This is a genomic window from Microcoleus sp. AT3-A2, assembly GCF_036705685.1.
Classification (GTDB): domain Bacteria; phylum Cyanobacteriota; class Cyanobacteriia; order Cyanobacteriales; family Microcoleaceae; genus Microcoleus.
The window spans coordinates 343,549-370,231 of record NZ_JAUBVF010000001.1; the positions used below are offsets into that span (position 1 = coordinate 343,549).

Consider the following 26,683-nt stretch of genomic DNA (forward strand, 5'->3'; position numbering starts at 1 on the left):
TCAGTAGTCAGTAGTCATTAGTCAGTAATCATTAGTCAGTAGTCAACAGTCAACAGTTAACAGTTAACAGTCAACAGTCAACAGTCATCAATCAACAGTCATCAATCAACAGTCAACAGTCAACAGTCAACAGTCAACAATTACCGATTCCCTATGCAGAAGATTGCTCTTTTTGGAACCAGTGCCGATCCACCCACAGCAGGACACAAAACAATTCTGAGTTGGCTTTCTCAACATTTTGATTGGGTAGCAGTTTGGGCATCGGACAATCCTTTTAAGTCGCACCAAACTTCTCTAGAACACCGATCGGCAATGCTGCTGTTAATGATTCAAGAAATTAATTCGCCGAGACACAATCTTTGTTTGCATCCAGAACTCAGCAGTCCGAGGACGGTGGAAACCGTGGAACAAGCAAGATTGCTGTGGCCGAATGCAGATTTGACACTGGTAATCGGTTCTGATTTAGTGGGGCAACTGTCTCGCTGGTACAAATTTGAAGAATTGTTAAAACAAGTTGATCTGCTGATAGTACCGCGACCCGGTTATCCATCAGAGCAAATAGATTTGTGGCAGTTGAGGCGCATGGGTGCAGAGGTGGCGATCGCATCTTTGAGTGGTCCCAATGTTTCTTCTACCTTCTATCGGGAAACAGGAGACACCCAAGCCCTGACTCCGACCATCGAAGATTACATAAATAGGGAGCATTTGTACGCATGGCACGAGGCACAAAAAAGAGCGAAGGTTGCTCATTAGCGGACTTTAAAGTAGGAGTAGATAATGTGATTTTCTCCGTCGATGCCGTGCAGAACCGCTTGTTGGTACTGTTGGTAATGCGGCAAGACGAACCGTTTATCGATTCTTGGAGTCTTCCCGGTACTTTGGTGCGGCACGGAGAGTCTCTTGAAAATGCGGCTTACCGGATTTTGTCTGAGAAAATTCGGGTAAAAAATTTGTATCTGGAGCAATTGTATACTTTCGGAGAACCGGGGCGCGATCCTCGGGAAATTACCAGGGGCGATCGTTATCTTTCGGTGAGTTATTTTGCTTTGGTTCGCTTTGAGGAAGCTGAGTTAATTGCTGGGAGTGTAGTGGCTGGTGTGGGCCATCGCGTCGGCGGCATTGCTTGGTATCCCGTGCAACAAGTTCCTAAGCTGGCCTTCGATCACAATCAAATTCTCGAATACGGATACCGGCGACTGCGTAACAAACTTGAATACAGTCCGGTAGCTTTTGAAGTTTTGCCGGAGCTTTTTACTTTGAGCGATTTGTATCAGCTTTATACAACTATTTTGGGGGAAAATTTTTCTGATTATTCTAATTTTAGATCTCGATTGTTAAAATTGGGTTTTTTGTGCGATACCGGTGTTAAGGTTTCGCGGGGGGCTGGCCGCCCTGCTAGTTTGTACCGCTTTGATGCGGTCGCTTTTGCTCCTTTCAAAAATAAGCCACTGGTGTTTATCTAGCTGTTCCTTGGATGACATTCGGGGATCAATTTAGTAACATTAGAATAGAAGCTATTAAGGAGTGCAGACTATGAAAGACCCTGATGAATGTGCTAATATTCACGAAGTTCGGGAGGAAATTGATATCATCGATCGAGAAGTGATCGACGCTTTGAGCAAAAGATTTAAATACGTCGTCGCGGCAGCAAGGTTCAAAACGAGTGAAGCTGGCGTTAGAGCGCCCGATCGCTTTCATGCTATGTTACAGCAGCGGCGCGAGTGGGCTTTAGAATCAGGTTTGAATCCTGATGTGGTTGAAAATATTTACCGGGATTTGGTAAATTATTATATTGAGGAAGAGTTGAAAGATTTCAAATCTGAGTAAGGTTTCTATACATTCAAATCTAGAACTATAGGAAAGTGAGTCCGCGCGGGCGGACTGTTAGCAATATTTATGAGGTGATTTGGTGATATGAAAATTGCGATCGCACAACTCAACCCTACTATTGGTGATATCTGTGGCAACTCCAACCTAATTCTGGAGGCTGCGAAAAAAGCTGAGGTTGAGGGCGCAAACTTATTGCTAACACCGGAACTTTCCCTGATCGGTTATCCGCCGCGCGATTTGTTAATCAATCCGAGTTTCATTGCAGATGCAGGTGCACAGTTGCTGCAACTGGCGCAAGCTTTGCCGCCGGAGTTGGCAGTCATAGTCGGCACTGCCTTACCTAATGCTAATGCTGTTAAACTCGGCGGAAAATCATTGTTTAACAGCGCTGTTTTGTTGCAAAATGGCGCCGTCAAACAAGTTTTTCATAAACGCTTGTTGCCTACTTATGATGTATTTGATGAAGATAGATATTTTGAACCGGGAGAAAACAGCAATTACTTTTCTATTGGCGAACTCAAAATCGGCGTGACAATTTGTGAAGATTTGTGGAACAATGAGGAGTTTTGGGGTAAACGCAGTTACGCGGGCGATCCTGTTTCTGATTTGGCAAAATTGGGTGTGGATTTAGTGCTGAATTTGTCGGCATCGCCTTATTCTGCGGGGAAGCGGGGAGTGCGATCGGCGATGTTGCAGCACAGCGTCATCCGCTGCGGGATACCGATTATTTACGCTAATCAGGTAGGGGGAAATGACGATATTATTTTTGACGGCAGCAGTTTTGCTGTGAATCGAAAGGGTGATTTAATTCAGGTATTAGCTTCTTTTGAGACGGATTTGGCGGTGCTGGAATATGACGCAGCTAAACAAGATTTAGTTGGCAGCGGCGGGATCGGGCAAGATGCCCGATCCACAACAGATTTAAGTTTTCATCCGGCAGAAGGAGATGCCGAAATATGGGCGGCTTTGGTTTTGGGAGTGCGAGATTATGTTCGCAAGTGCGGTTTTTCTAAGGTTGTACTCGGTTTGAGCGGCGGGATAGATTCGGCTTTGGTGGTGGCGATCGCCAGTTGCGCGATCGGGCCCGAAAATGTTCTAGGGGTGCTGATGCCTTCTCCTTATAGTTCGGATCATTCGGTTAATGATGCTTTGGAATTAGCCCGAAATCTGGGGGTTGCGATCGAACTATTGCCGATCGGCGATTTGATGAAAACTTACGATCGCACTCTCGCCGATTTGTTTGTCAACACAACTTTCGGGATTGCTGAGGAAAATATTCAATCGCGGATTCGAGGCAATCTGTTGATGGCAATTTCTAATAAATTCGGACATTTGCTGCTTTCTACGGGCAATAAGTCGGAAATGGCGGTGGGTTACTGCACTCTCTACGGCGATATGAATGGGGGATTGGCGGTGATTGCCGATGTGCCGAAAACTCGCGTTTATTCGCTTTGTAGGTGGCTGAATTCGGGCGGATCTGTAGGGGCGATGCCCCCATGGCCGCCCCTGGAAAAGGAAATTATTCCGGTTAATATTATTACTAAAGCGCCGAGTGCTGAACTGAAACCGGGACAAATTGACCAAGATTCTTTGCCGGATTACGATGTTTTGGATGACATCTTGCAGCGGTTGATAGAACATCACGAATCTGCCCAACAAATTATCGCAGCGGGACACGATGAAGCCGTGGTTAAACGTGTAGTAAAATTAGTCAGGCAAGCGGAGTTTAAACGGCGGCAAGCAGCCCCGGGTTTGAAAATTAGCGATCGAGCTTTTGGTACCGGTTGGCGGATGCCGATCGCCAAATCTTCCTTCTATTAAACGCAAAATGGTTAACATCGACGGTACTTTCGGCTTCGATTTTCTCCTGGGAACTCTCAGCAACGATACGATTAGAGGATTTGCAGGTAATGATACTATTCAAGGTTTGGGGGGAAACGACCGAATTTTTGGCGATCGGGAAAATGATTTGCTGGCTGGAAATGAAGGCGCTGATACGATGTCTGGGGGGCAGGGGAGCGATACAATCTATGGAGGACAAGAGTCGGATTGGATTTTTGGCGATCGGGGTAACGATTTGCTAATAGGCGGCGAAGGCGGGGATATTTTGACAGGAGGCGCGGGGGAGGATTTATTTGTGATGGAAAAAACCACCGCCGCATCTACTATTACTGAAGCCGATATAATTACAGATTTTGGCAACGGCAATGATAAAATTGTCTTGACAGAAGGCATGAAGTTTAGCGATTTAGAGCTTTCGGTTGCCGACAACCAAACTATTATGAAAGATAAAAATTCTGGTACTTATTTAGGAGTTGTTTCGGGGAATTCTAATCTGACTGAATCTAACTTTATGTCGCTGTTTGGCGGGATAGATCGGGGTCAGCTTTTGCCAATTTCGGCTAACACGATTATAGCTGATCGCGCGATCGGACTGGAAGTGGCGAAAACTCCCCAAGAACAAGCGACAGGTTTAATGTTTCGCACAGAATTACCGGAGGACAGAGGAATGTTTTTCCCCATCGAACCAGCGCGAAACGTGCGTTTTTGGATGAAAAACGTGTTGATTGAACTCGATATGGTTTTTCTGCGGGAAGGCGTAGTGCAGGCGATAATTCCTAACGTACCGCCGTGCTTGAGCGAAACCTGCCCCAACTACGGTCCGGATGTTCCCGTTGACGGAGTTATTGAACTCAAAGGCGGAAGGGCGGCCCAATTGGGATTGAAAGTGGGCGATCGGATTCCCAATTTACCCTAAAAGGTATATGATTTTATCGCAGCATTCAACATTTGTGCATCCAATGAATCCTATTGAATTAAAAATAATCCCTAATCAAACTCAAGACGGTTTAGCTTACCAACATTTGCGCTTGCGAATTACAACTCAAGACGGTATCATCACACCCGATGATTTACAAGGTTTGAAACTTCCTCAAGACGTTCAATTCAGCCAAGGAGTTGTCATTGAAGGTAGAGGAGCAATTTGGCTGTACGGGTATTTAGTGCACGAATGTCATCCTGCAGCTTGGGTTGGATGTTACGATCCGCGATTAGAAGGTGCAGTGGTAGTAGCGACGCACAAGCACGAGGTATCTGTTGGACAGGTATTAAAATTGAGTTTACCCAGCGATTAAGACTCTCCTGAGTTTTAGGTGATAATAAATAAAAATAAAACTTCCCGTGGTGGGGGCATATTACCTGCGTTAGCGAGAGGCTAACTACTGTTTCCACCACAAATCCAGGAGAGTCGCGATTAAATTAGAGCGTGTTAAGTGAATAGTCCAGACTATTGTGTACCAGACTATCCAGCTATGAATGCCGATCCAGAAATGCAAGTCTTGAACAGGCAGGATGCCTGTACCACAATAATATAATTTTTGGACAAGTGTATTCAGAAACATTAGTCGATCGCCCTACAACCGCGCGAATCTGTTTTGTCAGAAGCTAGGGGCGATCGAACACTCGTCAATTTAGCAAATTTGCAATTTTAGTGTGAGGACTTATGACCATTACTCGCGTCTCTGTAGACTCAGCAGGCAATCCGGGGAACAGCGACTCCAACGCTTACTCCATCTCAGCCGATGGGCGGTTTGTGGCGTTTCAATCTCAGGCATCCAACCTCGTGCCGGGAGACACTAACAATAAAAACGACATCTTCGTGCGGGACTTGTCAACCAATACTACCACCCGCGTCTCTGTAGATTCAGCAGGCATTCAGGGAAACAACGACTCCTTCAATCCCTCAATCTCAGCCGACGGGCGGTTTGTGGCGTTTGCATCTTTTTCCAACCTAGTGCCGGGGGATACCAACAATCAACCGGACATCTTCGTGCGGGACTTGTTAAGCAATACCACCACCCGCGTCTCTGTAGACTCAGCAGGCAATCAGGGGAACTCCTTGTCCAACAATTCCGCCATCTCTGCCGACGGGCGGTTTGTGGCGTTTCAATCTTATGCCTCCAACCTAGTGCCGGGAGATACGAACAATCAGTTCGACATCTTCGTGCGGGACTTGTCAACCAATACCACCACCCGCGCCTCTGTAGACTCAGCAGGCAATCAGGGGAACAGCGACTCCCTCACCCCCTCCATCTCGGCCGACGGGCGGTTTGTGGCGTTTATTTCTTTTGCCTCCAACCGATTGGGAGAGACGAACAATCGCAACGACATCTTCGTGCGGGACTTGTCAACCAATACCACCACCCGCGTCTCTGTAGACTCAGCAGGCAATCCGGGGAACAGCGACTCCTTCAGTCCGTCCATCTCAGCCGACGGGCGGTTTGTGGCGTTTCAATCTCAGGCATCCAACCTCGTGCCGGGAGACACTAACAATTTTTTTAACCAACTTAAGATCTTCGTGCGGGACTTGTCAACTAATACTACCACCCGCGTCTCTGTAAACTCAGCAGGCATTCAGGGGGACGAAAACTCCTTCAACCCCTCCATCTCAGCCGACGGGCGGTTTGTGGCGTTTACTTCTGCTGCATCCAACCTCGTGCCGGGAGACACTAACAATAAACAGGACTTCTTCGTGCGGGACTTGTCAAACAATACTATCACCCGCGTCTCTGTAGATTCAGCAGGCGATCGGGGGCAGAATGACGACGCGTTATTTGGGCCCTCAATATCAGCCGACGGGCGGTTTCTGGTGTTTGCATCTGATGCCTCCAACCTCGTGCCGGGAGACACGAACAATGCTCAGGATGTCTTTGTTTCTGACATCGGCAGCACTTCAGGCGGCATCAATAACCCTCCAAACCTCATCAACGGCACTCCCGACAACGACGTGCTCACTGGCACTCCCGGCAGCGACACCATCAACGGTTTGGCAGGCGATGACGTGCTGACTGGTTTGCGGGGCAACGATATCATCAATGGTGGCGACGGCAGCGATAACCTGTCTGGGGCAAAAGGTTTTGACACCCTCAACGGCGGTTTGGGAAACGATAATCTTGGCGGTGGCGCGGGCAACGATGTATTTGTTTTAGGTGCGGGATTGGGAGTTGATACCATCTCTGATTTCAGCAACTCTCAAGATACCATTCAATTAATCAACGGCTTAACTTTCGGACAGCTATCAATTTCGGCTGGAACTAACAGCACATTAATTAGAGTAGCCAGCAGCGGTGAAGTTTTAGCTTCTTTGATAGGCGTTGCTCCCAATTTCATTGGCCCAGAAGATTTCGTGTCTGTTTAGATATCTGCCGATTCTCAATTGTCTGCTTTGTCCTTTCACCGAATATCTCACCTTTACTCAAAGAACGCGATCGGGAATTACGCACTCCGACAGAGAAACCGGGTTTTTTACCAAATCTGCGGGTTACAACCCAGTATTTTCGTAAAAAACCCGGTTTCTGAACCCCCGTACACAAGCCCTAGCAAAAAATGGTTTGACGCGCAATATACTGTTGTTGGCTTTTAGTTATTAATTATGGCAAATTACAGAACTGTATTGTTGTTCAATAGTCTAACTTTAGTGTTAGTTGGGCTAGTGACGGCGTGTCTGAGTTTGTTCGGTTCTTCAGTAAAAGGGTTATTTTTGCCACCTTGCTCTGCCACGTATCCAGGTGCAGGTTTCTTTTTCTTGGCGTTTCAAATGTTATTTTATTTATCGGTAATGGTGTGCGCTTTTACCTTTGGATTGCTGAGAATTATTCAACCAGAGCGCCCAGAAAATCGATTTATTTTATATTCGGCACTGTTTGCAGGTTGCTTTCTTTTCAATGAAGTTTTTCGCACCCACGTCCATCTGGGACGTGCGGGTTTCCCGAAAGTGACAATTGTCATATTTTACGCTGTGCTGGCAATTGCATACGGATTAGCTTTTCGGAGACAAATTCGCTCGACTCCCTATCCTTTACTGCTGAGTGGCGTTGGTTTGTTATTTGTTGCCTTTTTTGCAGAAGCGCTGCCTTTAAAAAACGAGATAATTTCAAGCTTGCTGGAGGGAATACCGAAGCTGTTGAGCGGGATTAATATTGCACTTTATTTTTGGTTTTTGTGTCAGGGTTTGATAGTGCGATCGCTCAATTTTTCTAACAGCAAATCACATCCAGAGTGAAGTAAGATGAAGATTTGCCGTAGGGTGGGGGCGGGTTTTTGAGATTGGCGGTTTTGGGCAAATATTGTTGGTAAAACCCGTCCCTACATGATTGTATAATCGGTTAAAAATGAGATATTGCACCATTGTCAATTAGCATTTTCAGCAACAGGCAAGATGCCTGTTGCTGAAAATGGTGCAAAATATCAGTTAAAACAAAAAGTATCGCTGCGCCATTGGCAAAACAGTTGCCGGTTCGCAAGTTAACAATTCCCCATCCGCCCTGACTTCATAAGTTTCTGGATCGACTTCCATTTGTGGCAAATAATCGTTGAGTTTCATGTCTCTTTTGCTAATTTGTCGGGTCCCGGAAACTGCTACAGTGGGCTTTTGCAAACCGAGCTGTGCGGCAATATCTCGATCGCGCGCAGCTTGGGAAACGAACGTCAGACAAGTCGCCCCAATCGCACCGCCAAAACTGCCAAACATCGGCCGCATATGCACCGGTTGCGGCGTCGGAATGCTGGCGTTAGCATCTCCCATCTGCCCGTAGGCGATCGCCCCTCCTTTAATTACCAGTTCCGGTTTCACCCCAAAAAAAGCCGGCCGCCACAAACACAAATCCGCCAATTTCCCCTCTTCCACTGAACCGACATACTGACTAATTCCGTGAGTAATCGCCGGATTAATTGTATATTTCGCAATGTACCGCTTCACCCTAAAATTATCATTTTCTCCCCCTGGTTCCCCCCCTTGGTAAGGGGGGGTTATCCCTCTTGTTTCCCCCCCTTGGTAAGGGGGGGTTAGGGGGGGTAAAATCCCCCTTTGAACCTTCATTTTATGAGCAGTTTGCCAAGTCCGAATAATCACCTCTCCAACTCTTCCCATCGCCTGAGAATCAGAAGAAATCATACTAAACGCACCTAAATCGTGCAAAATATCCTCAGCAGCAATAGTTTCCCTTCTAATTCTGGATTCAGCAAAAGCCACATCTTCAGGAAGGCCTCGATCCAAATGGTGGCAAACCATCAACATATCTAAATGTTCTTCTAAAGTATTGACAGTGTAAGGGCGAGTCGGGTTAGTTGACGAGGGCAAAACATTAGCTTGTCCGCACACTTTAATAATATCCGGTGCGTGTCCGCCACCAGCACCTTCGGTGTGGTAAGTGTGAATAGCGCGATTTTTAAATGCGGCAATTGTAGCTTCCACAAATCCCGCTTCATTGAGAGTATCCGTGTGAATTGCAACTTGCACGTCGTACTCGTCAGCTACACTCAAACAAGTGTCGATCGTTGCTGGTGTAGTTCCCCAATCTTCGTGGAGTTTCAAACCCATTGCACCGGCAAAGATTTGTTCGACTAATCCTTGAGGTTGACTGCTATTTCCTTTACCTAAAAACCCTAGATTTACGGGGAAAGCGTCAGCAGCTTGCAGCATTCGGTACATATGCCAAGGCCCGGGAGTGCAAGTTGTGGCGTTTGTACCCGTTGCAGGGCCTGTGCCACCGCCGATCATTGTCGTGATTCCAGAGGCGATCGCCACTTCTATTTGTTGCGGGCAAATAAAGTGAATGTGACTGTCGATTCCCCCGGCGGTGAGAATCATTCCTTCACCGGCAATTACTTCAGTACCAGGCCCGATAATAATATCTACCCTATCTTGAATATAAGGATTTCCGGCTTTACCAATTTTGTAAATTTTGCCGTCTTTAATGCCGACATCTGCTTTAACAATTCCCCACCAGTCTAATATTAAAGCATTAGTAATCACCGTGTCAACAGCGCCGTCTGCATTAGAAATCGGCGATTGTCCCATGCCGTCGCGAATGACTTTGCCACCGCCAAATTTAACTTCATCCCCGTAGGTTGTGAAGTCTTTTTCAACTTCTATGAATAATTCTGTATCGGCTAACCGGACGCGATCGCCCACAGTCGGCCCGAAGGTTTCCGCGTAGGCGCGACGATCCATTCTGTAACTCATGCTCACTCCTAATATTAATAAATTTTTAGTTGGCAGTTGAGACCTACTTGAATTATAGTATGTGACGAGTTAGTCAATCTGAAACAGTAAAAAAAAATACAACATTAGGCAAGCTTTAAAACCCCGATAGGCATCAATTCTTGCCAATCGAAAATCACCAATGGTATAAAGGGGCAAATTTACTCCAGCATTTTCTGGATTTCCCTTTTCAAAATCTCCACATCTACCGTCATATCCATGCCAATGAAACTCCAATCTTCCGCTACATTGTTGTCATCAACCATGCGAGAGTATTCTAATCCCAATAGCTGGCAAATGTAATAGAAATATGGCGGAGTGTACCCTCCATAAAAGAATTCTAATACTTTTGTTCCCGGCTGACACCACAGCAAATTTGTAAAACCTGCCCCGTGAGGGCCGACAACCACCGCCGCTTCTGTAAACAGACGAATTTGTTCATCAACAGTGCGCGAGATATCTTCCAAAATTTCAAAATCAAATTCTTTCAAAACCTCTCGCACTTGTACTTCATTTTTAACCTTGCGCCGGCCGCTTCTAGACAGATAAAGTTTTCTATAAGGCTTTACCTTTTCCTTAAGACAGAATTTTTTCCGCAAAAGCTCTATATCGTAAGGACTGGGAAAATACCAGTCTTGATTGTTTCCCACCACCACACTTTCTGCATGATATCCCGTATCTCTAGCCTGAGTGTCGATTAGTGAACTTTCAGGAATACCGAGTTTGGTCATAAAGCCCAACTCAAAATCTGTATGTCGTAAAGGATAACAAATTTTAGCTTCTTGCCAAATTTCCTTACCTAAAGCCTCCTCAATTCGACAAAGTTTAGCCAGCACAAAAATCACATAATCATAATAACTGCACCACAAATGCGACCAAGGAGCAACTACCAGCGGATAGGTAATTTGGTTAGGTTTGTAAGGCCATTCCAGAATGCCGGCACCGCTAATCCGAAAATCCAAGTCTAAAAGCAACTTTTTATTCAGCAGCGTGTTGCCCGACGTACAAATAGTTAGAGAATTTATTTTTTGATTCAGGGAAATCTTCCACACATAATCTGGGTCAAAAGACACGGCTTTTTCCGTGGCAAAAAACCTAGAAGGCACTTTTTTTACAGAGGTTAATGCGGGTATATTGATAGGTTGGTGCTGCTTTTTATAAACGATGCTGTCATCTAACAATTTGATGCTGGTGCGTCGGTCTAACGGGGTTCTCCAGACACGCCTTGATGTTGCCAGCAAGCTCTGCTTCAATTTCTGTTTGATCTGGTCAACTAATTTTGGGTTCATCACGCACTTTTGCTGTATATCTTTGCAGTTTTTACAACCACATTAGACCGCAAACGGCAGATTTTAACTCGCTCAAAAGTAGGAGATTGAACTAACAAAAAAAGCCCGAAGGCACTTATACAGAAGGCAGAGAAAAAGTTTTTATCTTACTTTATCATTCTCCAGGCATAGGGCTGGAAATGATACTATTTGCGATTTTCCATTTGGGATTGGGATGAGTGATCACTATGATAGTGTGGAGAGAGCCTACAGTTGCATTATGTTTTGAAACTGGTAGGACTTTTAAGTTAAAAAGTTTCAAATTCCCAAATCAACAATCGTGAACGGTCATCTGGCTTCATACTTCAGCATCCAGATGACCGTTCACTTTTCCATTAAAGCCGTAGACTTGACGACTACCAACAAACGGCACTAATTGCACTTCCCTTTCATCTCCCGGTTCAAATCTGACTGCTGTACCTGCGGGGATATCCAACCGCATTCCTTTTGCTTGTTCTCGATTAAATTCTAAGGCTTCGTTTGCCTCATAAAAGTGATAGTGTGAACCAATTTGAATGGGTCGATCGCCTTTATTTCCTACCAGCAACCGCACCGTTGGGCGATCGGCATTTAATTCTATTTCGCCTGCTGAAACAATCATTTCTCCTGGAATCATCTTTTCCTCCTCTGAGTATCTGTGGTTGATTTTTTAACGGATCGGATCGTGCACTGTCACCAACTTAGTTCCGTCGGGGAAAGTCGCCTCAACCTGGACTTCATGCACCATTTCTGCTATCCCTTCCATCACATCTTCCCGCGTCAAAAGAGTTGTTCCGTAACTCATTAAATCTGCGACGGTGAGGCCATCTCTTGCTCCTTCTAAAATTGCGGCGGAAATGTAGGCTAGTGCTTCTGGATAGTTTAATTTTAAACCTCTTTGTTTTCGGCGTTCTGCTACCAGGGCGGCGGTGAAAATTAGCAGTTTGTCTTTTTCTTGGGGGGTGAGTTGCATTTTTATTGTTCTAAGTGCGATCGCATTATTTGATTATGATATCTTTTACGGTTTTTTGTGAATGATTAAGAATGATTAAACCGCAGAGGGCGCAGAGGGCGCAGAGGAAGAGAAGAGAGAGATGAATAATCTAGTTATGAGGGCAACTCTACATTGAAACTCAAAGATCATCCTATTTTATCCAAACTCTGGGCAAACAGCAAGGGCGTTGTGAAAATGACAAGCGCAGCAACTGCCAAATGTTGACAAACCAGTCTCTAGCTGCGGTTGTGGATGTACCACGATATCGGCACAGCAAACCGTTAGGAATACGAGTCACGCCGACGGTGGAATTACCAGGATAAATTGTTGCCTCAGATGGCAAATCTCGCACTTTTTCCACGAATTCTGTGGTGACGGGTTCGCCTATCCAAGCGAGGGTGGCGACTACGGGTTTTCCTGCGAGACCGTGAGGACTTTCGAGCATTTTTTCTCCACCTTTGAGCAATTGTCTGTCAATCCATAAAGGGCTGTTTTGTTGCCAGACTTCGGTGTGCGATCGCCATTCTCCAGACAAGAACTTTTCGCCCCTAGCACTGCGTCCAAATCGGGTAATTTCCCACAGTAAAATTCTCGCTGTTGGTGCTAATTCTACCCGCAAATTTTGCCGATATATTGCGCCGTCAAAAACGATTGTTTCCTGTGGCAGCCATTCTAAATTAGCACCGATATCTAGCTGAATGTCAATATTTTGTTGTGATTCTAGTCCGCTGCTACGATAGATTTTACCAGCGGCGGCCGTGGTAATCAAGGCTTTGGCGTTGGGTTGGAGGTGAAAATGGCTGGAAAGTCGATCGCCCCCGACAACTCCCCCAGCCGTGTGCAAGATGACGCTGTGACAAACGTCTTTCCCTTCAGGATAAAACGGGCGCTGCACCTTGAGGGGCGCTTGCATTTGATTGTGAATGATTTGAGTTGAGCCACTGCGGTTAGCGTAGACTAAATCTAGGCGACCGTGCCATCCATTTTCAACGTTATGTCTAGGTGCGTCAGTCGAGTTTTGAATCACAGTTTTTTAGGATTTAATAATAAAGATTATTAACAATATAGTCTTACTACCCGCTACCCAACATTCCGCCAGGGAATTCATTCCCTGGCGGTCTATGACATAAGATAACCATAATACAAGATAGCAGATTATACTAATTAATATGCGTTTTAAATTATCCTCCCATGCCAGCCACCCCTGAAAGCCTCCAAAAATTCGTTACCTACTGCCAACAACACATTACAGGCGATGAAAAAGGACAAGCACAGGTATTTTTAGACCGCTTCTTTCGGGCTTTCGGCCACGAGGGGGCATTAGAAGCAGGCGCAACCTATGAGGAACGCATAGAGAAAAGTAGCAAAAAAGGTCAACTCGGATTTGCTGATTTGGTGTGGAAAAAGCACGTTTTGATTGAAATGAAAAAGCGCGGTGAAGATTTGACGAAAAGAGAACACCGCACCCAAACAGAACGCTATTATATTCGCCTCAAAAAAGACGATCGCCCCCGCTACGTGATGATGTGCAATTTTGACGAGTTTCACATTTACGATTTCGACCTTCAGCCGGATCAGCCTGTAGACATTATATCCCTAAAGCAATTGCCCGCGCGATCGCCCGCTTTTGCCTTCATGGAATCTACCAGCCGCCGCCCCATATTCAAAAACAACCAAGTCGAGATTACCGAAAAAGCTGCTAGCAGAATGGGGATGCTGCTGGAAATGCTAATCGATCGCGGCAAAGAGCGCAAATTTGCTAAATTTAATCAGTTTCAAGCCCAGCGATTTGTGTTGCAGTGCGTCTTAGCAATGTTTGCCGAAGATAGGGGACTTTTGCCGCCGGCACTCTTTACTCGCTGCGTCAAAGATTGCTTGGAAGGAGCAAGTTCTTACGATGTCTTGGGCGGCTTATTTCAAGCAATGAATCAGCAGGGAGTCACGCCGGAAGGACGTTATGAAGGAGTCGAGTATTTCAACGGCGGATTATTTTCCGAAATACACCCCATTGAACTGCAACAGGGAGAGTTGAAAATATTAGAAGTTTGTGCAGAACAAAACTGGAGTCAGGTACGCCCTTCTATTTTTGGCAATATCTTTGAATCGGCTTTGAAAACCGATAAAAAACAGCGCCGCGCCTACGGGATTCACTTTACTACAGAGGGAGACATTCGCCGCATTGTTCTGCCCACAATTAGCTATTACTGGGAAGAGCGAATTAACGCTGCAAATACCGTAGCCAAACTGCAACATCTGCACCAAGAATTAGGTCGCTATCGCGTCCTAGATCCGGCTTGTGGTTCGGGTAATTTTCTGTATGTAGCTTATCAGGAACTCAAGCAAGTTGAAAAGTTACTTTTAGATAAGCTAAACGAGTTCGACGGTACAAGAGGTTATATGAATTTAGTCACGCCGCAGCAATTTTACGGCATGGATATTAACTCGTTTGCGGTGGAGTTGGCGCGGGTGACGTTGATGATTGGCCGCAAGGTGGCGATCGATAATTTGGGATTGAAAGAACCTTCTCTGCCTTTAGATACTTTGGATAAAAATATTGTCTGTAAGGATGCTTTATTTACTGATTGGGTGAAGGCTGACGCGATTATCGGGAATCCTCCGTTTTTAGGCGGAAAGCACATGAGGATTGCCCTGGGAGATGAATATATTGACCGCGTGTTTACACGCTTTCCTGATGTGAAAGATTCGGTGGATTTTTGTGCTTATTGGTTTCGCATAGCTCACAATAATTTAGAACTAAATGGCAGGGCTGGTTTAGTTGCTACTAATTCAATTAGTCAAGGTAAAAGTCGTGCTGCTGCTTTAGATTATGTCGCGCAAAATGGCGGTCACATTTATGCAGCCGTTTCTACTCAGCCTTGGTCTGGGGAAGCTAAGGTTCATGTTAGTTTGATTAACTGGAGCAAGGAAAAGCCGAAAGTTTATTATTTAGATAACCTCGCGGTTTCGAGTATCAACTCTTCGCTGCAAGCTACGATTGATGTTTCTCAAGCTGCCCGGTTGTCAGCGAACTCAAACAAATGCTTTCAAGGTATAATTCCAGTGGGGATGGGATTTATCGTTACTCAACAACAGGTTAATGATTGGATTAAATCAGATGCGAAAAATCTAGAGGTTCTTAAACTTTTTTCAATGGGTGCAAATCTAGCAAAGAATCCTAACGGTATGCCGGAACGGTGGATTATTGACTTCAATGATATGAACATTGAAGAAGCGAGTGAATATGTGCTACCTTTCGAGTATGTGAAAGCTCATGTCAAGCCTGAACGAGATAATAATCGAGATGCACGATCCCGAATTTATTGGTGGAAATTTTTGCGATCGCGTTCAGAAATGAGAAATGCGATCGCACCTTTATCTGACTACTTCACTGTACCAAGAGTCTCAAAGTGGGCTGTCTTCATTCCCGCTCCCGTTAGTTGGCTACCAGGGGACAAATCAGTAGTTGTTGCCTCAGAAGACTTTTATATTCTCGGCATTCTCTCATCTAAAATTCACCGAATTTGGATGCACGCTCAAAAATCAACTCTCAAAGGAGATATCGCATACACCCACAATACCTGCTTTGAAACTTTCCCATTTCCCCAGACACCGACTCGTCAATCAGTAGAGCAAATTCGGGCAACGGCGGTCGAATTGCATCAATACCGCACTCAAAAAATGTCCGCAAAGCAGTGGGGAATTACTCAACTTTACAATAAATTTTTTGAAGAACCCACAAGTCAACTTTATAAACTTCATGCTAAGCTCGATCGCGAAGTAATGCAAGTTTACGGATTTACTGACAGCGACGATATTTTAGCAAAAGTGCTGGAATTAAACGTAGAACTCGCACAAAAAGAAAAACGGGGAGAACCGATAGTTGGGCCTTGTGTGCCAAGTGACTAAAAATACTAATCGCTGTAGCCCTAAGTTCTGTTAATTTGCGTATAATCACATAGATTGTTGATAGAGATCACAAACACTTTAGTCTAAAAAGAGAGATACTAGGGGAAGCGTTGAGTATTGAGGGGTGAGTTTTGAGCTAAAGATTTCAAAATTCAAAATTCAACACTCAAAACTGCTTTCGACGTTCAGCATAAGTGCATTCTGCTTTTCTTCGCTCAATTACTCCTGATTTGTTTGGGAGGAACTTTCAATGTTATTATTTACCCACAGTCAGTCCAAAAATAGCAAGGTAGAGCAAGATCACTATGCTCAAAAACATTTGTTACCAACTTCAACTATTAATCTAACTGGGCTAAAGGCAGAATGCAACCATTTGCGGATCGGTCAAAAAATTAGCTATGGCTATGCTTTAGCTATCGGCATAGCGATTTTGGGAACTGGTGCGGGACTGAGATTGGGAGACTACTTTCGCAAGCAAGCTTTAGTTCAGGTGAATGTTGCTGGGCAGCAGCAGCAACTGCTGCAAAATTTGCAAAATACTGTATTTGAAGCCCGATCGCGCGCGGCGAGATTGCCAGTCGTTTTGGGAAACACTGTGGCGCTGAAATACGAACAAGAGCGGTTTTTCGGGCAAATCAATCAGGCGAAAATCCTGATTTCAGAAATTGAATCTTTCGCACGAGAACATCCCAAGAGACTAGCAACAGAAGAGGCAGAATTGCACGCTATATTGAAGAAATCTGCCCTCGTCATTGATTACTACGGTAAGCTAATTAAATTGCAGTTAAAAGAAGCGGATGTTGGGAACTTGCCACCCAGCAGCATTGAGTCCGCACAGCTACAAATGTTGAGGACTAGCAGCGGTCAAGAGGCGATCGTACTAGAGAACCTTGCTCAAAGTTTAACTGACCTAATTTCTACAGTAGAACTTAACAAACAGCAAGGAACCCAAGCATTAGAAGAAGCTGGAAGTTTGCGAAACCGAATTATTCTGGGGAGTATGCTAATTTCAGCACTCATCGCCGCTACGCTAGCGGACAAAACCAGCCGCGCGATCGGCGAACCCTTAGAAACCCTTACTAATGTCGCTCAGCAAGTCACTCGCGAATCGAACTTCAACCTGCAAGTACCAGTCACAACAGACGACGAAATTGGAGTTTTAGCGGCGTCTTTCAATCAATTGATTCAGCGAGTTAGCGAATATACACAAGAACTCAAACAAACTCAATCCCAATTAATTCAGACCGAAAAAATGTCATCTCTCGGTCAAATGGTTGCAGGGATAGCCCACGAAATCAATAATCCCGTCAACTTCATCGGCGGCAACATTGACTATGCCAACCAATACATCCAAGATTTGGCAGATTTGGTAACTCTCTATCAAGAATATTATCCCAACCCACCAGATGCTATTCTAGAGCGCATCGAAGACATTGAACTGGAATTTCTCAGAGAAGATTTACCAAAAACCCTATCTTCGATGAAAATGGGAGCCGATCGCATTCGCGAAATTGTCGTATCCATGCGGAATTTTTCGCGATCGGACGACGGAACAATGAAATCAGCCGACATTCACGAAGGAATAGATAGCACCCTCGTCATTCTCAATCATCGGCTCAAACAAGGTATTAAAGTTATTAAACAATACGGCAAATTGCCTGCGGTTGAATGCTATCCCGCCCAACTGAATCAAGTATTTATGAATATTATTAGTAATGCAATAGATGCGTTGGAGGAGGTGAAAAAGGAAGACAAAGGCTATTCGCCAACGATTTGGGTGAGCACGGAAATTACGGCTGACAATACTGTCACCGTCAAGATTCGGGATAACGGGCCGGGAATGGCAGCAGCCTGTGCCCAACAGATATTTGACCCATTTTTTACTACAAAGTCGATCGGCAAAGGTACTGGATTAGGATTGGCTATTTCCTATCAAATCCTTGCCAAGCATCAAGGCAAAATTGAGGTAAATTCTCAAATAGGACAGGGCACGGAATTTGTGATTACTTTGCCAGTTGCTGCGTAATATCACGCGGGGCGATCGGGATGAACATAAAAAATCGGTTCCAACCGTCCCAGAATTTCCCAAACCAGCCGATTTGCTCAACCAGTTTAAGACCCGACTTAAAAAGTCGGGGGCGAACTGGGCAGATATAGAGGCGCTTTTGGACATAGCAGAAAACCATTAGCGCGAAAATTGAGCGGAAAACAGAACTCTTGGTGACAAGAAATCTGCAACCGTTGAATCACAAACGATTGAAATGGATGGGGGCGGAGGGACTTGAACCCACACGACCGTTTCGGGTCAACGGATTTTAAGTCCGTAGCGTCTACCATTCCGCCACGCCCCCCTTTGGTCAAGCTGCTGTGGTTTTGAGCCACTAACAGCAACAGCCTTTTATTCTACAGCCAAAACCCCAATTTACGCAACCCCTAATCAAAAAATTCCCAAAAGTCGCGCTGGATCTCCCCAAGCGGTACAATAGTTAACCAGCTAACGGAGCGTGTCAACTGACTTACCCCTGTTATTATTCCCCTAAAGCAAATCTATGTATATTACCTTACTGCTTTACGCCGTCTTGGCAGGAGCCTACCTCCTGGTAGTACCCGCTGCCACCTACGCTTACCTGAACAGCCGCTGGTACGTCGCTACCTCTTTTGAGCGCGGCTTCATGTACTTCTTGATGTTCTTCTTCTTCCCAGGTATGTTTCTCCTAGCTCCGTTTTTGAATTTTCGGCCCAAACGGCGGCAGATAGAAGCCTAAATGCGACGTATTGACGTAGTTGGAATCAGTGTCGGCTTTTTTGTAGCAGGTGGGTTTGTCTACTTGCTACTGCAATTTGCCGGACTCGACAGCATGAATGCAGGGATTTGGAGTCAGTTATTTTTGGTCGCCGGCTTGATTGGCTGGCTGGTGACTTATTTATTTCGAGCACTGACTCAAAATATGACCTACAGCCAGCAATTGCAAGACTACAAAGAAGCTGTCTTGCAGAAGCAGCTCGATGAACTCACTCCTGAAGAATTAGCCAAACTTCAAGCCGAAATTGAGCAGGAAAAAGATAATTAGTCAATAGTCCTCAGTCATTAGTTATTAGTTATTAGTCATTAGCAATAAACTGTGAAATAATGGCTGCGGACTAAAAGCTAAGGAAGATGAATATAGACCGCAAAGTAATGATTGCTGACTAATGACCGCTGACTAATGACTAATGACCAATGACTGATGACTAATAACTAATGACTAATGACCAATGACTGATGACTAATAACTAATGACTATTTCTAATTGTTTTGAAACGTTGCGAAAAAGCAACCAATGTGCATTGATTCCTTTTATTACTGCTGGCGACCCAGACTTGGAGACAACGGCTAAAGCACTGCAAATTTTGGATGATAACGGTGCAGATGCGATCGAGCTTGGCGTTCCCTATTCTGACCCGCTAGCTGACGGGCCGGTGATTCAAGCCGCTGCTACAAGGGCTCTACAGCGGGGAACGACGTTAGATGCGGTGCTGGAAATGGTAGCGAAAGTTAGTCCGAATTTGCGATCGCCCATCATTCTCTTCACATACTACAACCCGATTTTGTACCGAGGTATAGAAACCTTCTTGCAGCAAATCAAAAGTGCGGGAGTTCAGGGATTGGTTGTACCAGACTTGCCCTTAGAAGAAGCAGACAGTCTCATCCAACCTGCCAACAAATTAGGGATTGAACTAACATTATTAGTTGCTCCGACAAGTCCCAAAAGTCGTATAGAAGCGATCGCTCGTCAGTCTCAAGGATTTATTTACTTAGTCAGCGTGACGGGGGTGACGGGAGTACGCGAAGGCTTAGAAACGAGAGCAAAAGAGTTGCTGCAAGAACTTCGCACCGTCACCGACAAACCCATCGGCGTCGGGTTTGGTATATCGCAACCTGAACACGCTCGCCAAGTGAAAGAATGGGGTGCAGATGCTGCGATTGTTGGCAGTGCTTTTGTCAAACGCTTGGCTGAAGGCACTCCAGAACAGGGTTTAGAGGCGATAGGCGAATTCTGCAAGAGTTTAAAAACAGCAATTCAAAATGCTTAGTAAGTATGCACATACTTTCAGCCATTAGACAGATGTGTGCGATCGGGATAGGCCGCCACAATTGCGATTAAAGACCTTGTTGTACTTGAGATCATACACCACCTTCCTTCTAGTTCCTGACTAGAAGGTTTTTTTTTGAGCCGAACACGCACAAAATTTCAACATAGTGCGCGCATGGAGAACCAAACAGCTATCTAGGGAAACGACATTGCCTTGTCCGGTGCGGGGTGCTGCGACTTTTAATAATTGGTAGAAGATGGAGGATTATCCATTACTTCTTCCTGGTTGCTGATTTCTATCCGCTCGCAAAGCCGAAGAGCCTTCTTCCTTCTTCCTTCTTCCTTCTTCCTTCTTCCTTCTTCCTTCTTCCTTCTTCCTTCTTCCTTCCTTCTTCCTTCTTCCTTCCTTCTTCCTTCTTCCTTCTTCCTTCTTCCTTCTTCCTTCTTCTATAACTTAAGGAATGTAACTTGGGATAGATGAAAAGCTACGGTTTCTATTCGTATACTTAAAAAAGTGTTTAAGTGTCTAATTTGGTAATGCTAAACATCTAGAAAGCCACAAGGCATTTGAGCATCTAACAATAGAAAGGAGCATTTTTATGAACAGACTAACTGCATTTGTGAAAAAAATTCGAGCTGTACAAATCTTAACAGTGTTTCTGGCTGGCATTTTAGTATTTGTGAGTACGGCCTGCAGCAGCGCCCCTGATATTATGGCAGGAAAAACTGATGTCATGACAGGAAAAGGAAAAACTGCCGACCAAATTAGAGAAGAAGTGCCGACCGGGGCTGTAACTTCCGAATACAAAGGCGGCATGAACGACTACCCCGATGTCGATCCCAGAAACAAAAAGATGACAACAACAGAAGCAAAAGCTGAGCTTCTCAAAGAGCAAGCGCAGCACCGCATTGACACGAAATCTAGCAACAATGTAGGGGAAAATGTACGGCGGGTAGCGGATGACGCCCCTGACAAACTCGGCCAAGCTGGTGAAAAGGTGAAGGAGGATGCTCGCACCGCCCAGCGCAAAGCTGATAACTTTGGCGACAAGACCAAACAAGGCATTTCTAATCTTAAAGAAAACACTCGCGAAGGCTTGCAGGGAGCAAAAGAAATTGTTAAAGAAGCCACCCAGGGAGCAAAAGAAAGAGTATCAGAGGGTACTGAGTCTCTGAGATATGGTACCAGCGGTGGCCAAGAAAATATCAATGATGCAGCACGAGATGCAAGATAGAACGCTCAAGATGCCTCAGACAATATTTTCTAGAAAGTGAATGGAGATATTGACTGAACTCAACGAGGCCCAAAAAGAGCGACAGACGAATAATCTCAAATAAGGCTGTTTCCTTTTGTGGAAGCTTGATTCCGACAGTGGTTTTAACCCCTGTCGGAATCAAGGTAAAGTCAATCGATTTTAGATTTTAGATTTTAGATTTTAGATTTTAACATTGACCCCACGGATAAATTCGGGGGGCAAGTTTCATCGGATACAGGTTTTTTATTTCTGGTTCCTGAGTCTGCTTTCGGAATGACTCCGGGGGCTTGTATCCTGGATGGTTTCGGTCAGATGAAGACTACTGCCTATTACTATTTGATTTGGTTTCACCCCTGGGAGGGCTATTAGGCAGGAAGCAGAGTAGAGGGGGAGTTTCACCACAATGCAACGACTCTGTGCTTTTCTAGGGGGGACTGGAGTGCCCCTCCTTTCACGACGGATTCTTTATGATCTCTATAGATTGTATTTAAACTTTTTAAGGTACTCACTTTTTTATCGGCGTAGCGGAAATTTAGGCGATCGAGCTATATTAAATTCAATTAATTACCCATTGTATTTTTCAAGACAGGATACTGCGGTGTTTATACGGTATTTCGCGTTCATTGTCATCGGATTTGAGATTAACAGGAGAAACTTATACGTAAGTAAAAAGCTTTAATCCCGATCGCCAAAGTATAAAATGTTGTTCCTTAACAGATAATTGGAATTTTCGATCTGGCGCTCAAACAAAAATTATGCGGTTTATGCCCTAAGATAGATACACTAAGTTTTGTCAAGCTAATGTCGGAGTTGAGGTCAGCCGATATGGACGCAACAGTAGATGTAGTAGATTTGACTGCGGTAATGCCGGGATATCGCCCGATCGCGCAATTGTACACAGATTCTCGATCGGCTATCGATCGGTTCGTGCGCGAGAAAGACCGATCGATAGCTGCTAAAATTCTCAAACCTACCTCGTTGTGGCCGAGGATTTCTGGGACGCGGTGCTACTACAATCCAAAAAAGTTGCATTAGCAACCGTTAATTGCATCGGGAGAAATACTCCTCAACCGAACAGACATTCTCGACGAACTTGAACACAGACCGGTTATTTACAAATACATTAAACCTTCCAATCTTTGAATTAATCTTGACTGTTACCTGCCAGATGGAGGTGTATAAATAATTTAGCAAAAAGAGGCCACGGATTCGGGATATATTCGAGCCGTAATCCGTAGCCAAGCGACAGGGGAAATGGAGGCAAACCTTATCTTGGGAATTGTGTTTTGATGCTAGTAACGATGATGCACGACTTTTATGATGCGCTGGCAGATTTGGCAATCTATGCAGATGCCGCACCGGCGGAGCGCCAACAAATCCTTAAGCGCGTTGGTGCTAGTCAGAAAAAACTCAAAGAATTCGCGCACCATACGCCGATCAATTACCAACACAAGTTCGATCTGGTTGAGGCGGAATTGCTGGGGGTTTTGGGACAGACAGCAGAAGCAATGGAACTGTATGATCGAGCTATTACCGGAGCTAAAGCTAACGAATATGTCAATGAAGAAGCTCTTGCCTGCGAACTCGCTGCTAAGTTTTACCTGTCATTGGGAAGAGAAAAAATTGCCCGAATCTACATGATAGATGCTTATGATTGCTATGTCTGCTGGGGAGATAGAGCAAAAATTGACGACTTAGAAAAACGTTATCCTCAATTATTAAAACCGATTTTAGAACCCGCAAAACTCCCTGCAAATCCATTAGGAAATTTTCCAACACCTGGGCAAAATCCATCGCTTCATCCATCCATTCATCCATCCATTCCTCCGTCTGTTTCGGCGAGTGTCTCAGATTTCGGGAATTTTTCAACACTGCTAAAAGCTTGTCAAGCCCTCTCTAGTGAAAGAGAACTCGATCGACTGATTGCCAAACTGATGCAACTGGCAATGAAAAATACAGCAGCTAACAAAGGAGCGCTGATTTTGCCAAACGGCAATCAATGGGAAATCGCGGCTACAAGCGCGCTCGACAATTCGGGACTCGAATGGGCGATCGACTTATCATCGGCAAAACTCGATGAAAACAGCGATATCTTGCCCCTCACAATTGTTGACTGCGTTAAAAATTTATTGAAACCTGTGATTGTTCGGGATCTCGCTCAACAACGTGATTGGGATTCCGACTCCTACATCCTCAAATACCAACCGCAGAGCCTGTTGTGTTGGCCGATTCTCGATCGAGGCAACTTAGTCGGCATTTTGTATCTGGAAAATCGCTTAACCGCAAGAGTTTTTACCCGCGATCGCCTGCAGCTTCTCAATCTCCTGTGTTCCCAGGCAGCCATCTGTTTGCAAAATGCTCTGCTCTACAAAAAATATCAGGATTACAACCTACAATTAGAGCGATCGTTAGTACAAATTAGCAGAACCGAAGCTCAGCTTGCCGATCAGAAAAAAATGCTCCAAGCGATTCTTGATGTCGCTCCGATTTGGATTTGGATGGTGAATCCCAGTGGTAAAGTACAGTTTTTGAACAAAACCTTTTCTCAAAATGTGGGCGTGCCTGTGAGCGCTTTCCTAGCTGTCGAGCATTACAAAGATATACTGGGAGAGGATGCAGCGGGGTGTCTGGTTTCAGATGCCGCCTGCCTTGCCCAAGATTTGCCGCATTACTCCAGCGAATCTCTCAGATTTGTTGATGGTAAACTACACTATTTAGAAGTCACGAAAGTGCAGCTAAAAAATTGCCAAGGTGAGACGATCGGGATTATTGGTTTGGGTGTTGATGCCACCGATCGCAAGCGAGCAGCGGAACTTTTGCAAGAGCAAAACCAACAGCTAGAACAAACTTTAAAAGATTTACAGCAAGCGCAACTGCAACTCGTGCAAAACGAAAAAATGTCGGCTTTGGGCAATTTAGTCGCCGGAGTCGCCCACGAAATTAACAATCCGATTGGGTTTATTTCTGGCAATTTAAGCGAAGGTAAAAGGAGTTTGGAAGATGTTATAGGACACTTAGAATTGTATCGCTCCGCTGCATCGCCATCGGAAATAGCAGACCACGCCGAAGAGATAGACCTCGATTATCTTTTGGAAGATTTACCGAAGATGATTGATTCAATGCAACTTGGGTGCGAGCGCATTTGCAGCATCAGCAACAGTTTGCGTACCTTCTCGCGAGGTGACAAAGACTACAAAGTTCCTTTTAATATTCACGAAGGCATTGATAGCGCTATTTTAATTTTGAAACACCGCCTCAAAGCAAACGAACACCGCCCGCAGATCGAAGTGATAACTAAATACGGCAATCTCCCTAAAATTGAATGTTTTCCCGGTCAATTGAATCAAGTTTTCATGAACCTGCTTGCCAATGCGATCGATGCCTTAGAAGAGTCAAATATAGGACGCAGTTTTAGCGAAATTACCGCCAATCCCAACCGCATCACGATTTGCACGGATATAGTCGGCGAAGGGTACATTAAAATAAACATTGCTGATAACGGCACTGGGATAAAAGAGGAAGTTAAACAGCAGATATTTGACCATTTGTTCACGACGAAAGGTGTCGGAAAAGGAACTGGATTGGGGTTGGCAATTGTCCACCAGATTGCGGTAGAGAAACATGGCGGAAGCATCGAGGTGAATGGAGAGCTAGGAATGGGGACTGAGTTTGCGATCGTTTTGCCTGTGAAGGGATAAATTTGAATTAAAATTCAATGTTTTTTGGGCGATCGCGTAATAAGATATACTGACTTTAATTCGGGTCTTTTTTTGAAAGCCTTGGCATAACTCTTTTAAAGTTGTATTTTAGACACCCTATAAGTGAGCTCGTCACCCATTTTTAGTTGGGAGATGTCTATTATACAAAAAATTAATCACCACGGCTTCGCCTACAAAAATTTATCTTAAATTTAACCAATCTTGAATTTCTTGCGCTAACCAAGCCGCCTCAATCTCTGTCAAATTTTTTCCTAAAACATAAAAGTAAGTTCCCATATCGTTACCGGCACGAATCTTGATTTGGTTTCCCGAAAGAGAGTTATTGTGAATGAAAGCACCCAAAATTTCTGATATTTCTCCTGTTTCTTGTAAGTATTTACACCCCAATACTTGATGTGTTATTTTAAATAATTTGCGATTAAATTTGACTCTTTTTATCTCAAAAATAACCTTAACTAATAAGCCTATTATAAGTACCGAAATTACTACCCCTATGCTCAATTTTCCTGTTAAAAAGGGGATAATTGTCGGGATAAATGTCATTAGCATTACTGTTCCTAGATAAGCAGATAATAAAGGCTTTCTGACTAAGACAGCCGGAATTTTAATGTGTAACTCCGTCGCTGATTTGCTAACTTGAATGAGACTGTGAGGCGGTTTAGCAATTTTCCTCACAGTCTCAATTTGAAGATTAGCCCCTTGTATGTTGCCCGATTTCAAAGCTGCTAAAGCCTCTCTAGCCTTGCTGAAACGCTTTTCTAACCCGATTTCCGTCATCTTCTCAATCCAGCTTACCAAAGTAGGATTGACACTCACGCGATCGCTAAACTGAATCCGAGAATCTTTCTGTGGTAAATCCGCAGGTGTCGCCCCCGTTAACAAATGAATTAAAGTAGCTCCCAAAGCATACAAATCCGAAGCCGCCACCGCCCGCCCCCAAAACTGTTCTAAGGGTGCATAGCCACTCGTTCCTACCACTGTAAACGTTACGCCTGTCACCGCCGCTTGAGCTTGTACCGCACCAAAATCTACTAGATAAACCTGCTGATCTTCCCCCAAAATTAAATTACTCGGCTTAATATCTCGGTGCAAAACCGGGGGACTCAATTCATGCAAATAAATTAAAATTTCCAGCACTTCAGTGGCAATTTTTCGTACTTGTTTTTCGGAAAAATGCTGACCATTTTCTAAAAATTCCTGAAGTGAAAATCCCGGAATATAATCTTGCACTAACCCAAACCAAGGCAATCCTGCTCCGGCTTCCCGCTCCAGGGAAAAATAATCTCGATAGCAAGGAATGCGGGGATGATTTAGCGCCTGCAAAACTTGTGCTTCTCTTTCAAAAAGCTTGAGTTCTTCCCACTGCATTTCCGGGCTAAAAGCTAACATTTTCAGCGTCACCTGTTCTTGAGACTCTAAATCTACTGCTAGCCAAGTTTGATGACCCGCCGCTGTGCGTCCTAAACGCTGTTGCAATTGATAACGTTCTTGGAAAATTTTTCCTGAATCTAACACAGCATTGCCCTCTTTTTTTTATAGGGAATTTCCTTAACTATT

Annotated in this window: 22 protein-coding genes and 1 tRNA gene; 16 read left to right on the forward strand and 7 right to left on the reverse strand. The window is 44.7% G+C overall.

Annotated elements, in window-relative coordinates:
• Nucleotides 1-153 precede the first annotated feature (153 nt).
• The 8 genes from QUB37_RS01540 to QUB37_RS01575 all read left to right on the forward strand — a co-directional run bounded on the left by QUB37_RS01540 (nucleotide 154) and on the right by QUB37_RS01575 (nucleotide 7,891).
• On the forward strand, nucleotides 154-753 hold the full coding sequence (locus tag QUB37_RS01540; protein ID WP_333091299.1) for a nicotinate-nucleotide adenylyltransferase: 600 nt from the start codon (nucleotides 154-156) through the stop codon (nucleotides 751-753).
• Nucleotides 714-1,463, forward strand: coding sequence for an NrtR DNA-binding winged helix domain-containing protein (locus QUB37_RS01545; protein ID WP_333158425.1), 750 nt, complete (start codon nucleotides 714-716; stop codon nucleotides 1,461-1,463). Before QUB37_RS01540 ends, QUB37_RS01545 begins: the two co-directional genes overlap by 40 nt.
• Before the next feature lie 70 nt (nucleotides 1,464-1,533).
• Nucleotides 1,534-1,827 (forward strand): isochorismate lyase, encoded by a 294-nt coding sequence (locus tag QUB37_RS01550; protein WP_333158427.1) that lies wholly within the window; start codon nucleotides 1,534-1,536, stop codon nucleotides 1,825-1,827.
• Nucleotides 1,828-1,914: 87 nt separating this feature from the next.
• On the forward strand, nucleotides 1,915-3,651 hold the full coding sequence (locus QUB37_RS01555) for an NAD+ synthase (protein ID WP_333158429.1): 1,737 nt from the start codon (nucleotides 1,915-1,917) through the stop codon (nucleotides 3,649-3,651).
• A 7-nt stretch (nucleotides 3,652-3,658) separates the two neighbouring features.
• Complete coding sequence (locus QUB37_RS01560) at nucleotides 3,659-4,588, forward strand: DUF192 domain-containing protein (RefSeq protein ID WP_333158431.1); 930 nt, start codon at nucleotides 3,659-3,661, stop codon at nucleotides 4,586-4,588.
• A 43-nt stretch (nucleotides 4,589-4,631) separates the two neighbouring features.
• Nucleotides 4,632-4,964 (forward strand): CRISPR-associated ring nuclease Crn3/Csx3, encoded by a 333-nt coding sequence (crn3, locus tag QUB37_RS01565; RefSeq protein WP_333158433.1) that lies wholly within the window; start codon nucleotides 4,632-4,634, stop codon nucleotides 4,962-4,964.
• A 368-nt stretch (nucleotides 4,965-5,332) separates the two neighbouring features.
• Complete coding sequence (locus QUB37_RS01570) at nucleotides 5,333-7,027, forward strand: calcium-binding protein (protein ID WP_333158434.1); 1,695 nt, start codon at nucleotides 5,333-5,335, stop codon at nucleotides 7,025-7,027.
• A gap of 234 nt (nucleotides 7,028-7,261) precedes the next feature.
• A complete protein-coding gene (locus QUB37_RS01575; protein ID WP_333158436.1) occupies nucleotides 7,262-7,891 on the forward strand; it encodes a hypothetical protein in 630 nt (209 codons plus the stop codon).
• A 189-nt stretch (nucleotides 7,892-8,080) separates the two neighbouring features.
• Here the strand turns inward: QUB37_RS01575 and ureC are convergent, their stop codons facing one another.
• The 5 genes from ureC to QUB37_RS01600 form a co-directional block, all read right to left on the reverse strand.
• Nucleotides 8,081-9,853 (reverse strand): urease subunit alpha, encoded by a 1,773-nt coding sequence (gene ureC, locus QUB37_RS01580; RefSeq protein WP_333158438.1) that lies wholly within the window; start codon nucleotides 9,851-9,853, stop codon nucleotides 8,081-8,083.
• Between the two features lie 179 nt (nucleotides 9,854-10,032).
• Nucleotides 10,033-11,160, reverse strand: a complete 1,128-nt coding sequence (locus tag QUB37_RS01585; protein ID WP_333158440.1) for a glycosyltransferase family 61 protein — start codon at nucleotides 11,158-11,160, stop codon at nucleotides 10,033-10,035.
• 337 nt (nucleotides 11,161-11,497) lie between these two features.
• Nucleotides 11,498-11,815 carry an urease subunit beta gene (locus tag QUB37_RS01590; RefSeq protein WP_333158442.1) on the reverse strand — a complete coding sequence of 106 codons (318 nt, stop codon included), beginning with the start codon at nucleotides 11,813-11,815 and terminating at the stop codon, nucleotides 11,498-11,500.
• A gap of 33 nt (nucleotides 11,816-11,848) precedes the next feature.
• Nucleotides 11,849-12,151, reverse strand: coding sequence for an urease subunit gamma (gene ureA, locus QUB37_RS01595; RefSeq protein ID WP_006635319.1), 303 nt, complete (start codon nucleotides 12,149-12,151; stop codon nucleotides 11,849-11,851).
• A 172-nt stretch (nucleotides 12,152-12,323) separates the two neighbouring features.
• A complete protein-coding gene (locus tag QUB37_RS01600; protein ID WP_333158444.1) occupies nucleotides 12,324-13,199 on the reverse strand; it encodes an urease accessory protein UreD in 876 nt (291 codons plus the stop codon).
• A 164-nt stretch (nucleotides 13,200-13,363) separates the two neighbouring features.
• On the opposite strand from QUB37_RS01600, the gene QUB37_RS01605 reads away from it, so the two are divergent.
• Both QUB37_RS01605 and QUB37_RS01610 read left to right on the forward strand, forming a co-directional pair.
• Nucleotides 13,364-16,078, forward strand: a complete 2,715-nt coding sequence (locus tag QUB37_RS01605) for a DNA methyltransferase (RefSeq protein WP_333158446.1) — start codon at nucleotides 13,364-13,366, stop codon at nucleotides 16,076-16,078.
• A 250-nt stretch (nucleotides 16,079-16,328) separates the two neighbouring features.
• Nucleotides 16,329-18,104 carry an ATP-binding protein gene (locus tag QUB37_RS01610; protein WP_333158448.1) on the forward strand — a complete coding sequence of 592 codons (1,776 nt, stop codon included), beginning with the start codon at nucleotides 16,329-16,331 and terminating at the stop codon, nucleotides 18,102-18,104.
• A 240-nt stretch (nucleotides 18,105-18,344) separates the two neighbouring features.
• On the opposite strand, the gene QUB37_RS01615 is transcribed toward QUB37_RS01610, so the two are convergent.
• Nucleotides 18,345-18,429, reverse strand: a tRNA-Leu gene (locus QUB37_RS01615).
• Between the two features lie 198 nt (nucleotides 18,430-18,627).
• Between QUB37_RS01615 and ndhL the strand changes: the two genes are divergently transcribed.
• From ndhL to QUB37_RS01645, 6 genes are all read left to right on the forward strand, one after another.
• Nucleotides 18,628-18,843 (forward strand): NAD(P)H-quinone oxidoreductase subunit L, encoded by a 216-nt coding sequence (ndhL, locus tag QUB37_RS01620; RefSeq protein WP_193972727.1) that lies wholly within the window; start codon nucleotides 18,628-18,630, stop codon nucleotides 18,841-18,843.
• The gene (locus tag QUB37_RS01625; RefSeq protein WP_333158450.1) at nucleotides 18,844-19,149 is read left to right on the forward strand and encodes a DUF3007 family protein; all 306 of its coding nucleotides are present in this window, start codon (nucleotides 18,844-18,846) and stop codon (nucleotides 19,147-19,149) included.
• A gap of 205 nt (nucleotides 19,150-19,354) precedes the next feature.
• Nucleotides 19,355-20,152 (forward strand): tryptophan synthase subunit alpha, encoded by a 798-nt coding sequence (gene trpA / locus QUB37_RS01630; protein WP_333158452.1) that lies wholly within the window; start codon nucleotides 19,355-19,357, stop codon nucleotides 20,150-20,152.
• A gap of 598 nt (nucleotides 20,153-20,750) precedes the next feature.
• On the forward strand, nucleotides 20,751-21,386 hold the full coding sequence (locus tag QUB37_RS01635) for a DUF6658 family protein (protein ID WP_333158454.1): 636 nt from the start codon (nucleotides 20,751-20,753) through the stop codon (nucleotides 21,384-21,386).
• A gap of 846 nt (nucleotides 21,387-22,232) precedes the next feature.
• A complete protein-coding gene (locus QUB37_RS01640) occupies nucleotides 22,233-22,442 on the forward strand; it encodes a hypothetical protein (protein ID WP_333158456.1) in 210 nt (69 codons plus the stop codon).
• Nucleotides 22,443-22,696: 254 nt separating this feature from the next.
• Nucleotides 22,697-25,105 (forward strand): ATP-binding protein, encoded by a 2,409-nt coding sequence (locus QUB37_RS01645; protein ID WP_333158495.1) that lies wholly within the window; start codon nucleotides 22,697-22,699, stop codon nucleotides 25,103-25,105.
• Between the two features lie 201 nt (nucleotides 25,106-25,306).
• Here QUB37_RS01645 and QUB37_RS01650 read toward each other — a convergent pair whose 3' ends face one another.
• The gene (locus QUB37_RS01650; RefSeq protein ID WP_333158458.1) at nucleotides 25,307-26,641 is read right to left on the reverse strand and encodes a serine/threonine-protein kinase; all 1,335 of its coding nucleotides are present in this window, start codon (nucleotides 26,639-26,641) and stop codon (nucleotides 25,307-25,309) included.
• Nucleotides 26,642-26,683: the final 42 nt, after the last annotated feature.